8 protein-coding genes are annotated in these 12238 nt (G+C 38.7%); 5 read left to right on the plus strand and 3 right to left on the minus strand.

Features of this window, described 5'->3' with window-relative positions:
- Positions 1-52: 52 nt before the first annotated feature.
- Together I6J03_RS04280 and I6J03_RS04285 are read left to right on the plus strand one after the other, a co-directional pair.
- Positions 53-2026 carry a hypothetical protein gene (locus tag I6J03_RS04280; protein ID WP_003012557.1) on the plus strand — a complete coding sequence of 658 codons (1974 nt, stop codon included), beginning with the start codon at positions 53-55 and terminating at the stop codon, positions 2024-2026.
- A complete protein-coding gene (locus I6J03_RS04285; RefSeq protein ID WP_003012556.1) occupies positions 2026-3939 on the plus strand; it encodes a DUF3857 domain-containing protein in 1914 nt (637 codons plus the stop codon). Before I6J03_RS04280 ends, I6J03_RS04285 begins: the two co-directional genes overlap by 1 nt.
- A 48-nt stretch (positions 3940-3987) precedes the next feature.
- Here the strand turns inward: I6J03_RS04285 and I6J03_RS04290 are convergent, their stop codons facing one another.
- The 3 genes from I6J03_RS04290 to alaS form a co-directional block, all read right to left on the minus strand.
- The gene (locus I6J03_RS04290; protein ID WP_003012554.1) at positions 3988-4680 is read right to left on the minus strand and encodes a response regulator transcription factor; all 693 of its coding nucleotides are present in this window, start codon (positions 4678-4680) and stop codon (positions 3988-3990) included.
- A 101-nt stretch (positions 4681-4781) separates the two neighbouring features.
- The gene (locus I6J03_RS04295) at positions 4782-5876 is read right to left on the minus strand and encodes a TlpA disulfide reductase family protein (RefSeq protein WP_003012552.1); all 1095 of its coding nucleotides are present in this window, start codon (positions 5874-5876) and stop codon (positions 4782-4784) included.
- Between the two features lie 17 nt (positions 5877-5893).
- Positions 5894-8509: an alanine--tRNA ligase gene (gene alaS / locus I6J03_RS04300; RefSeq protein WP_201694163.1), complete on the minus strand. Its 2616-nt coding sequence runs from the start codon at positions 8507-8509 to the stop codon at positions 5894-5896.
- Between the two features lie 360 nt (positions 8510-8869).
- Between alaS and I6J03_RS04305 the strand changes: the two genes are divergently transcribed.
- The 3 genes from I6J03_RS04305 (at position 8870) to I6J03_RS04315 (ending at position 12150) form a co-directional block, all read left to right on the plus strand.
- Positions 8870-9727 carry a universal stress protein gene (locus tag I6J03_RS04305; protein WP_003012546.1) on the plus strand — a complete coding sequence of 286 codons (858 nt, stop codon included), beginning with the start codon at positions 8870-8872 and terminating at the stop codon, positions 9725-9727.
- Positions 9724-10575 (plus strand): universal stress protein, encoded by an 852-nt coding sequence (locus I6J03_RS04310; protein ID WP_003012544.1) that lies wholly within the window; start codon positions 9724-9726, stop codon positions 10573-10575. Before I6J03_RS04305 ends, I6J03_RS04310 begins: the two co-directional genes overlap by 4 nt.
- A gap of 252 nt (positions 10576-10827) precedes the next feature.
- A complete protein-coding gene (locus tag I6J03_RS04315) occupies positions 10828-12150 on the plus strand; it encodes an OmpA family protein (RefSeq protein WP_003012540.1) in 1323 nt (440 codons plus the stop codon).
- Positions 12151-12238 lie beyond the last annotated feature (88 nt).

The raw sequence follows: 12238 nt of genomic DNA on the forward strand, positions 1-12238 counted from the left end.
ATTAAAGCATTATCTTAGTGAACAGAAACCGTATTAACTTTTATAATCATTCATGCGCCGCTTACTTTTGCTATTTTTGCTGGCATTTTATGCATTTTCAGATGCTACTGCTCAACAATATATATTCGACAAACCTAAAGCTCAGGACTTTAATTTTGACATCAGAAAACTGGATTCTACAGCAAATGCTGTCGTACTGGAAGAAATCGGCAAAACCAATCTCGTTCTGGATGAAATTGAGGGAAGGTTATATGTCCACCATGAGTATAAAGTAAGAATTCTTATTCTGAATCAGGAAGGATTTCAGAAAGCCAACTTCACTATTCGCGGATATAAAGACGGATCTAATTCAGAACGTATTACGGATATAAAAGGTATTACCTATAATATTGAGAACGGCCTCATCACGTCTACCGAAATGGACAATAAGAAAGTTTTCAAAGAAGACTATTCGAAGTATACCACCCTAACCAAATTCACCCTCCCAAATATTAAGGAAGGTTCTATTATTGACGTCACTTATATTCTCAAGTCTCCTCACACTTTCAATTTCAGAAACTGGGATTTTCAGGATGACATTCCTAAGGTTAGCAGCATATATATCGGCTATATTCCGGCCAATTATACCTATAATATCCTCTTACGCGGTCCTTTCCAGCTAACCGATCGTAAAGCCGAAATCATGAAAGAGTGTATTGTACTCAGCGGGCAGCGGCTGGACTGTTCCAAGCTGACCTTTATCATGAAGAATATACCGGCATTTATAGAGGAAGACTATATGACTGCCGCTTCCAACTTCAGATCGGCCATTTATTTTGAACTATCGGACATCATCTATATGAATGGTTCTAAACAAAGTTTTACAAAAAAATGGAGTGATGTAGACAGGGAGTTGTTATCAGACAAAAAATTCGGAGGCCAGCTCAAAAAAGATGAACTATTCACAGATATATTACCGGAGATCGCTCCTGCCAGGCTCAGTACGTATGAGAAAGCCCGTAATATTTATGAATATATAAAGAAGCAGATTAAATGGAACAAATACTATGGTAAATACAGTGAGGAAGGTATAAAAAAAGCTTTGGAAATACATTCAGGGAATATCGGAGATATCAATCTGGGACTTATTGCTGCATTAAATGCCGCTCAGATCGAGACATATCCGGTGATTCTTTCCACCCGTAATAACGGTGTACCCAATAAGCTCTTTCCTGTTGTTTCCTATTTTGACTATGTGATCGCCAGGACAACGATTGATGGTGTGGATTATCTGCTGGATGCTTCCGAACCGATGATGCCATTCGGACACCTGCCCCTGAGATGTATGAATGATGAAGGCCGGATTATTCTGTCCAAAAAATCCTCCGATTGGATTCCGATCAAATCCGTACAGCGTATCAGCAAAAACTACAATTTCGAAGGCGAACTTCAGCCCAATGGAGTACTCAAAGGAAAACTGATCATTTCCAGTTTCGAAACAGAAGCATACAATAAAAGAATGGAAATAAAGGCAGTCAATACAGTAGAAGAATATGTGGAAAAATTTGAAGAAAAAACTCCGAATATTACCATTCTCAATTCTAAGATAGAAGGATTGGAGGCAATAGAAGATCCATTGTGGGAAGAATACGATATTGAATATAAAATGAACAGTGCATCTGATGACAAAAGGATCACCTTCAACCCGAACTTTTTAAACAGACTGACCAAAAATCCTTTTAATCTATCTGACCGAAATTATCCGGTAGACCTGGGTTTTGCGCGTTATGATACCTTTACCTACCGTATCAAATTTCCGGAAGGATACAAGCTTCAGGACGGACCTAAAAATATAGCCCTGACCTTACCTGATGCCGCTGCCAAATTCGTATATAAAGGGACCTATCAGGCAAACGAATTTAATTTTGAGCAAATCATAAATCTTACTAAACCTGTATATAATGTAGAAGAATATTTTCACCTCAAGGAATTTATGTCCCGCATTATTCAGCAACAAAAAATCGATTACAATTTCGCTAAAAACTAATGAAAAAATATATACTAATATCCATATGCAGTGTACTTTCATCACTGTCATTTGCACAAAATTATGCTATAGATCTCATTCCGGACGCACTCAAAAGCAGAGCTTCTGCAACCATACGCCATTATGACCTGAATGTCGAGATGAAAGCGGACAACAATGTTATTGTGAATGTCAATAAAGCTATCACCATATATAATAAAGCCGGTGATGAATATGCACGTACTGTACTCTTTTATGATAAAAGTTCGGAAATCAAATCTATAAAAGGTAAAGTCTATAATGCATTTGGATTGCCTGTTTCTGAATTTAATCAGAAAAATTTCGCAGATGAAAGTGCCAGTGACAATGTAAGTATGTACAATGATAGCCGTGTCAAGCATTTTCTGCCTGCAATACAAGACTATCCGTACACCGTCGTTATATCCTATGAACTGAAGAACAAACAGAATCTTTCTATTCCAACCTGGAATTACAACTATTCGGATGATGTCTCTGTAGAAAAAAGCACGTTTACATTCTCCTGTCCGGCAACAGAAAAGATAAGAATCAAAACCCAGCACTTCAATGGCAAATCCAATGAAGAAGAGATCAAGGGCATCAAAAAATGGACCTGGGAAGTCGCTGATATTGCTGCACGTAAAAAAGAAATCTACTCTCCGCCAAAGTATCTGACTACTTCGAATGTAAAAGTAGTTCCCGAAAGATTCAATTACTATGACAAGAAAGGAACATTCACGAATTGGAAAGAATTCGGGGAATGGGTATCATCCGACCTTCTGGCAGGGAAGCAGCAATTGAGCGAAGCAACCGTCCAAAAGGTAAAAAGTATGACTGCGGATGCAAAAACGGATCAGGAAAAAGCTAAAATCCTCTATCAGTACATGCAAAACAAAACCCGTTACATCAGTATTCAGGTAGGTATAGGCGGGCTGCAACCCTTCTCTGCACAGGAAGTAGATAAGACAGGATATGGTGATTGCAAAGCATTGGTCAACTACATGCAGAGCCTGCTGAATATTGTCAATATCCCCTCTTATTATTGTATAGTGGAAGCGGGTAATACCAAGAGTGATGTGGATATAGATTTTGCAAATGTTTCTGACGGAAACCATATAATTCTGGCTCTTCCTTTTGCGAATGACACAACATGGCTGGAATGTACCAGTCAGAAATTGCCCTTCGGTTACCTGGGCGATTTTACAGATGACAGACTGGTATTAGCTGTCACACCTGAAGGAGGTAAAGTGCTGCGTACTCCAAAATATCCTTACAACGATAACCTGCAGAAAAGAACAGCACAACTTACAATAGATAAAGACGGATCCATTACCGGTAGTGTGTCAACCCAATTTTCAGGAACACAGTATTCCAATCACTTTGGAGCAATGTTCCTTACTGGAAATGAACAACTCAAAGAATTAAGTGAGTATTATGATATCGATAACATCTATTTTCAACAGATCAAATACAACAAACTGGAGCTGGATACACCAGCTCTGGAAGAGAATCTATCCATCTTTGTAAAGAATTATGCAGTTCACTCCGGAGACAAGATGATCCTCCACCCGAATATGTTTAATGTAAAAAATAACATACCTGATTTAAAAAACAGAGCCAACCCCCTGTATATAAACAGAGGATATACAGATATCGATGAGATTACATTTGAACTACCGGAAGAGTATAGCAGAAATCTAAAACCTGAAACCAAAAAGTTAACCTGTGATATGGGTACTTTTGAATTTGAAACCTCTGTCAAGGACGACAAACTTCACTTCTACAGAAAGCTACAACTTAAGGAAGGGCTTTATCCTGCTGAGAAATATGCAGAATTCAGCAATTTTATAAAAGAGGTCAATCAAGCTGATAAAGGGCGATATACGATCTCCAAAAAATCTTTAGTGACTAAATAAAGGTCAAAAACAAAGAAACCATCTGATTCAGATGGTTTCTTTGTTTTATTATGCAAGTTCGAATTTATAGCCTACACCTTTGACGGTGGCTACATAATTCTCACCGATTTTTTCTCTTAACTTACGGATATGAACATCAATTGTTCGGTTTGTAACAACAACTGAATCTTCCCATATACTTTTAAGGATCTGCTCTCTTGTGAACACCTTGTTAGGTTTGGATGCCAGGAGATACAACAATTCAAATTCTTTCTTAGCAAGTGTAATTTTATCTGTACCTCTGTAAGCAAGAAATGAGTCACGGTCAATCACCAGATCCGATACTTCAAGACGATTGCCTTCATGAATTTCATCTTCTGCAGTATTTCTTCTCAGAATAGCATTGATTCTGCTCATCAAAGCACGAGGTTTGATCGGTTTTGCGATATAATCATCAGCTCCGACATGAAATCCGGCAATTTCTGAATACTCCTCACTTCTCGCAGTCAGGAAAACCATAAAAGTATGCTTAAATTCAGGCATAGCGCGCATCAGACGACAAGCTTCTATACCATCCATCTGTGGCATCATAACATCCAGAATAATAAGATCCGGATTCACTTCCTTAGCCTGTGCGATAGCCTCTTTACCGTTTGAAGCTGTAAACACCTGATAGCCTTCCCGTTTAAGATTGTATGCGATTAATTCGACAATGTCTTGTTCATCGTCCACCACCAGTATTTTTTGCTTTGCACTGCTCATACGTGTTTTTTTGCTAAATTATGTACTAAATGGCAATATAACGTTAATACAGTGTTATTAAATTGTTAAGTAACACAATATTAATTAATATAACACCAAATCTAATTTAATGTTTTCTTCAAAAATTCTTCAAGATCTTTGCCTCTCAGATTCTTAGCTGCAATATTTCCTGTGGGATCGACAATATAGGAAGTAGGTATAGCCTTGATGCGATAGAGTCCTACCACCTCCGATCCCCATGCCTGAAGATCAGAAATATTTGTCCATTCCAATTTGTCATCAGCAATAGCACGCATCCACGGACCTGGATTATTATCCAGAGAAACACCTAATACATCAAATCCTTTCCCCTTAAACGCATGATATTGTTTTACAATATTCGGATTTTCCTGTCTGCACGGAGCACACCATGAAGCCCAGAAATCCACCAAAGTATACTTCCCTTTGTAATCGCTTAATTTGACTAACTTATTTTGCGGCGTATACGCTTCAAACAAAGGAGCAGGCTGACCAATTGCCAGCACTTTTAGTTTTGCGGTCTCCTGTTTAAACTGCTCCACATATCCGTTGTCCTTAAAATCATCTTTAATCTCGTCAGCATAAGCAATAATTTCGGCTTCGGCCACCTCCGGATCCAGTGTGCTCATTGCATAAAAACCCGCCAGATCCCGATGCTTATTCTTAAAGGCGATTGCCTGATCATTATAATAATGCAATGCCGCCTTAAACTTAGTCATATATTCCCCACGTAAACTTTCGATCTGTTCCGCATTGAGATTATCTGTACGTTTAGCAAATTCATTCTGCAGAGAATCCTGAATAACATCTCTCCTTATTCTGACCGGTGCAAACTCCTTAATGGCTGCTGAGAGATCAGAGCCGCTTACTTCATATTCGTAAGGTTCCTTTTGAAGGTCAGCTTTGAGTATTACTTCTTCACCGGGCTGAGCGATAATATAATAACGTTTTTTACCAGCCTCCAGCGAAAGCAGCCTTGCCTGTGCAGACGGTCTTACAAAAGAAAACTTATGATTCTCATTCAGATATACAGAATCCAGTTTCCGATCACCTTCATAAAGTGAAACAACCTTTATATTTCCCGGATTTTCAATTTGTCCGGAAACAGTGTATTCTTCTTTATTAGAACATGCCATCATAATCAGGCTTAATACGGCTGCAAACAGTGATCTTTTCATGATATCTTATCTCCTTATTATTGTATGTAATTTTTAGCTTTTGCAATTGCTGCAGGTAATCCTTCCGGGTTCTTACCCCCTGCTGTAGCAAAAAACGGCTGACCGCCCCCACCTCCATTAATCTCTTTAGCCAGTTCTCTGACAATAGTTCCGGCATTCAATCCTCTTTCTTTGGACAGCTGATCTGACACGACTACAGTCAGATTAGGTTTTCCTTCAAAATCAGCACCTAATACCAGGAATAAATTATCAACTGCACCTTTGAGTGCATAAGCCAGCGTTTTCAAGGCTTCAGCATTTGGTAATTCGACCTGTGTCGCCAGAAAATTAACGCCGTTAATCTGTTGGATCTTTTGTTCAAGATCCGATTTTAAGGCTAAAGACTTTTCAATTATGCTTTTTTCAATCTCTTTCTTCAGTGCAGAATTCTCATCAATCACCTTAGAAAGTGTGGACACAAAATCTTTTGGATTATGTAACAGTTCTCCCAATCTGTGTACAAGATCAAAATGCTCACGGATTACAGCCGCACATTTAGTTCCTGTAATAGCCTCTATACGACGCACACCGGCAGCAACAGCTGATTCGGAAATAATTTTAAAAAATCCGATTTGTCCTGTTGCTTTCACATGCGTACCTCCGCATAATTCTTTTGAAAACTGATCATCAAAAGTGATGACACGCACATAGTCACCATACTTCTCTCCGAATAAAGCAGTAACACCTGAATCCAGCGCCTGCTGGAATGGCACATGACGCTGCTCTTTCAATGGAATATTCTCCCGAATCTTAGCATTCACAATATCTTCCACCTGCTTCAGTTCCTCTTCAGTCACTTTCGCAAAATGGGAAATATCAAACCGGAGAATATCTGCATTTACCAGAGACCCCTTTTGATTCACATGTGTACCCAATACTTCTTTCAATGCAGCATGCAATAAGTGAGTGGCAGAATGGTTATTTTCGGTATCCAGTCTTTTCTGAACATCGACTTTCGCCTCAAAAGTACCTTCCATCTGCACAGGAAGGGTATTTGTAAAATGAACAATCAGTCCATTTTCCTTTTTTGTATCCGTAATATAAATCTTTTCTCCGGTAGACTCAGATAGCAATACTCCTGAATCTCCGACCTGACCGCCGCCTTCTGCATAAAATGGAGTCACACTGAGTACAAGTTGATATTGCTCTTTCCCTTTAGCGGTTACTTTTCTGTATTTAACAATTTCAGTAGTAGCTTTCAGATTATCATATCCTACAAATTCAATCTGATCATCTTCACTTACAGCCACCCAGTCTCCAGTATCAATTGCCGTAGCAGCCCGGGATCTGTCCTTCTGGACTTGAAGAGCTTCCTGAAAACCTGCCATATCAACCTCCATCCCCTTCTCTCTCGCCAGCAATTCAGTCAGATCTATCGGAAATCCGTAAGTATCAAATAGCTCAAACGCAAATTCACCGCCTACAGCTGTATTGGATTCTGCATACGTTTCAAAGCGTTGCACTCCTGTCACTAAAGTCCTTAAGAAAGAAACCTCTTCTTCCAGAACAACTTTTTGTACAAAATCCTGCTGCTGAATCAGTTCATCAAACACCCCTTCAAATTCTTTAGCTAACAAAGGAACCAGTTCGTTGATAAAAGGGGTTTTAAAATTGAGAAAGGTATACGCATAGCGCACAGCACGACGTAAAATCCGACGGATAACGTATCCTGCTTTATTATTAGATGGCAGCTGCCCGTCTGCTATAGCAAAACTAACAGCACGTATGTGATCCGACAGTACACGCATAGCGATATCTGTCTTTTCATCTGCACCATATTGAATTCCGGCTTTTTGAGCAATAAAAGTGATCATAGGCTGAAAAACATCTGTATCATAGTTTGATGATTTTCCCTGAATAGCTCTTACCAGACGCTCGAATCCCATTCCTGTATCCACATGCTTGGCTGGAAGAGATTCCAGACTACCGTTTTTCAGACGGTTAAACTGCATGAATACCAGATTCCAGATTTCGATAACCTGAGGATGATCTGCATTCACCAGACTTTGTCCGGGAGTTGTTCTGCGTTCCTCTTCAGTACGCATATCATAATGAATCTCCGAACATGGTCCGCAAGGACCTGTCTCTCCCATTTCCCAGAAATTATCTTTTTTATTTCCTAACAGAATACGATCTTCTGAAATCCATGATTTCCAAAAATCATAGGCTTCCGTATCTTTCACCAATCCTTCAGAATCGTCTCCTTCAAAAATGGTAACATACAAACGGTCTTTATCCAGTTTGTAGACTTCTGTCAGCAGCTCCCAGGCCCATTCAATAGCTTCTTTTTTGAAATAATCACCAAAACTCCAGTTACCTAACATCTCGAATAAAGTATGGTGATATGTATCTATCCCGACTTCTTCCAGATCATTATGCTTACCTGACACTCGCAGACAACGTTGTGTATCTGCTATACGCGAATGTTTAGGCTGTGCTTCCCCCAGAAAAAAATCTTTAAACTGATTCATTCCCGCATTTGTAAACATTAATGTAGGGTCATTTTTAACAACAACAGGAGCTGAAGGGACAATCTGGTGGTTTTTACTTTTGAAAAAATTCAAAAATGCTTCGCGAATTTCTCTATTAGTCATGGAAATTTCAATAATTATATCTGTAAATTTGGGTACAAACTTACTCAAAATTGCTGCTTTATGCAATTGGAAGGCAAGATATTATCCGGTCATATTTTCGTCAAGTATAGCAAACCTTATTGTTCGATCAAATGTAAATCACCACCTTTAAAAACAAAGATTTTACCCTTTAAACGTTAACTCCAGGAAATAATGATGCTAATCATTTTGAGATACAGAAAACTTCGTTATACTTACTTAAGTTTTCTGAAACGATTTGATCTGATAGCTGTTATTAGTCCATATAGCAGAAACTATATTCCTGACTAAAGTACCTCAGATAAGGATTAGCTTATCGTAAGAAATATTAAAAACTGTGAAATGAAAAAAACGCTTTTAGTTCCGACAGATTTCTCGAACAATTCTATGGCTGCCGCAAAATATGCGTCAAAACTTGCTATTGAACGGGATTATTCCATACACCTTATTCATTACTATACGACAGCATCTTCCTCTTTTCCCTCCGAGGAATTGAGTAAAGAATTTGAGAACAGTGCCATATTGAAAGCCGATCTGACTATTCTGGAGTTTGAGAAAAAACTACAGGAAGAGTTCCCTTCCGTACATTACACACACCGCACTTCAAGAGGACTACTAAAAGAAAATCTTCCACTGGAAGCCAGAAAAGAAGGCTATGAAGCCATCGTAATGGGCACAAAAGGACTGGCAGACCGCAAAAGTGAGCTTTGGGGAAGCAATACCTCTTCAATAGCATCCAGATCCCCTATTCCAGTGCTAGCCATTCCGGGATATTACAATGTATTCAAAACAGGCAGAATTGCTTTACTTACCAATTTTAAAGAAGAAGAACTTCATACATTAAATGAATTTATTGACACCTTTGGCGAAATCAATGCACTGGATCTTATCCACGTATATCAGGAAAACGAGCAGGAAGCAGCCGTTATACAAAAGATTGAAGCCTGGAAATCCAGGATCTTTCAACAACTTCCTATAGAAAGCATTAATTATTACATTGATAAAGAACAAAAAGATAAAGAGGATCTCGATACTGTACCGGAAGTCATCCATAAACTGGTAGAACAACACGCACCGGACATTGTATTGATCACCAAATCAAGAAAATCATTTTTCAAACGCCTGTTTTATCCATCCGTGTCTAAAGCAGTCGTTCTGGATATTAACAAACCCTCGTATTTCTCAAAAGTATCATTATGAATAAACCACTTTTAGTCCCTGTAGATTTTTCAGAAAATGCGCAGACAGCAGTTTCTTATGCAGCTCAGATAGCGGATATATCCAAACGTGATGTACATGTGATACACATCATGACAGAACACACAAACAGATTTGCGAATGCCACATGGAACAAGGATCTTATGGAACCGCTTATCAAGGAAGCATTAGCACAGCTTGATACATTTCTGCTGCCTGTAAAAGCCAGATATCCGGATATTGTATTCACGACAGCTATTCGTGACGGTGTGCTGACAGATCAGTTACTGGATGAAGCCAAAGGAGAAAAATACGCCGCAATAGTAATGGGTACAAAAGGTTCCTCCGGATTAGACTCTGTATTCATCGGAAGTAATACTTATGATGTAATCAAAACCACTGAAACACCGGTGTTGATCGTACCAAAACATAGTGAAGCATTACAACTCAATAATATTGCTCTTCTCTGTAATTTCAAAGACGGAGAGCTGGAAGTGTTAAAACAAGCAGTGAGTCTGTTTGGAAATAAGTTTCATCTGCAGCTTATACATATTAATCGTACCGACGAAGATGTAGAGACTGTAGATCAGAAATTGAGATTGTGGATCGACAGAATTATTCAGGAAACACAGATTGATGATATCTCTTATATCGTAAAATCACCGGCATACTTTTACAGAAATAAAGAAACTATTGCTCACGCAATCCAGCAGATTCTGATTGACGAATCAGTAGATCTGCTGTTAGTAACCAAAGGAAGAAAGAACTTTTTCCGGTATATTTTTTCTGAAAACATTGCCAAAGAGCTCGCATTCCAAAGTAAAATCCCCAATCTTTTTGCCCGAATCTGAGTTTTATATTTTTGAACAACCTGTTCAGAATTACAAAAAAATATACAGCCCTATACATAAAATGTCCCGAAATCGGGACATTTTATGTATAGGGAAAGCTTGTAGTTATCCTTCTACATTTCAATATATAAACTACTGAATATAAACAGATTAAAAATACAAAAAAGAATTATCCTAATATAGTTTGGCCGATGAATTGCACATTGTCTCGTAACAAATAACATTATTACAAATTCATTTAAAACGCACTATATGAAAATTAATTACAAAAAAGCAGCAATGTTCGCTGCAGCAGGATTGTTAACTACAGCATCATTCGCTCAGGAACACAACACAAAGACTATTGAAGGTACTACCCCGTTTGGTTCTACGTCTCAATACCGCACATGGTCTATTGGTGTGAATGCTGGTGTCCTTAACCAAGGTAACATCTTTGGTTTCAACCGTAAAGGATATGATGATTTAGATCATAACGTAGGATACAGCGCTTACATCAAGAAACAAATCTCCCCTTCTTTCGGTTTGAAAGCACAATACATGGGAGGAAAAGTAGGTGGTGCGTACAAAGATGGTTCGCAGTCATTTGAGACAAAAACTCCTTGGTCAGCAGCTTTATCCGGAGAGTTTACGTTAGCTAACACAAACTTCAGATTTTTCAACAGCATCATTAAACCTTATTTTGCAATCGGTTTAGGGGCATTGAATTTTGAACCAACTACAACTGTAGGCGGAACAGCAACTACTCAGGATTCACAAACTAAACTTTTTGTTCCTGCAGATTTCGGATTGAAATTCGCAATTGCTAAAGGTGTGAACCTGGATTTAGGTTACCAATTAAACTGGGCTAATCAGGATTTCGATGGCGGAACAGCAGGTACTTATAAAAATGATCTGTTCTCTTATGCTCACGCAGGTTTAGAGTTCTCATTGGGCAGCCCTTCAAAACCAGCATTAAGCAACAGTAACCCTGTAGCAACACTGGTAAATGACTATACTGCTAAATACGACCAGCTGAAAGCAGAACGTGAAGCATTAGTAGCAGCTAACAATGCACTTAAATCTCAGGTAGATCAGTTAAATTCAGATCTTAAAGATGATGATGGTGATGGTGTAGCTAACAAATATGACAAATGTCCTAATACACCTTCAGGAACTAAAGTAGACGGATCAGGATGTCCGCTTCCGGTTGCTGAAACTAAAGTAGTAGAGAAAATTGTAGTTACAGAAGAAGATAGAAAAGTGGTAGACGAAGCGATCAAAAATCTTGAATTCGATCTTGGTAAATCGACTATCCGTTCTACTTCATACCCAAGTCTTGACCGTGTAGCTTCTTTATTAATCGAGAAAAACTTCAGCCTGAAATTAGCTGGTCACACAGATAACACAGGTTCTATGAAAACCAATCTTAGATTATCTAAAGAACGTGCAGAAGCTGTGAAAGCATACTTATCAGGTAAAGGTGCTAACCCTTCACGTATCGAAGCAACAGGTTACGGTCCAAACCAACCAATCGCTTCTAATGCGACAGCAGAAGGCCGTCAGCAAAACCGTCGTGTAGAGTTCACATTATATTAGTAGATAAACTACTCTTTTAAAAAAGTTAAGGCTAGCGGAAATCCGCTAGCCTTTCTTTTTTACATTTGAAATGTAAACAAAATACTAC

It is taken from the genome of Sphingobacterium spiritivorum, assembly GCF_016724845.1.
Lineage (GTDB): Bacteria > Bacteroidota > Bacteroidia > Sphingobacteriales > Sphingobacteriaceae > Sphingobacterium > Sphingobacterium spiritivorum_A.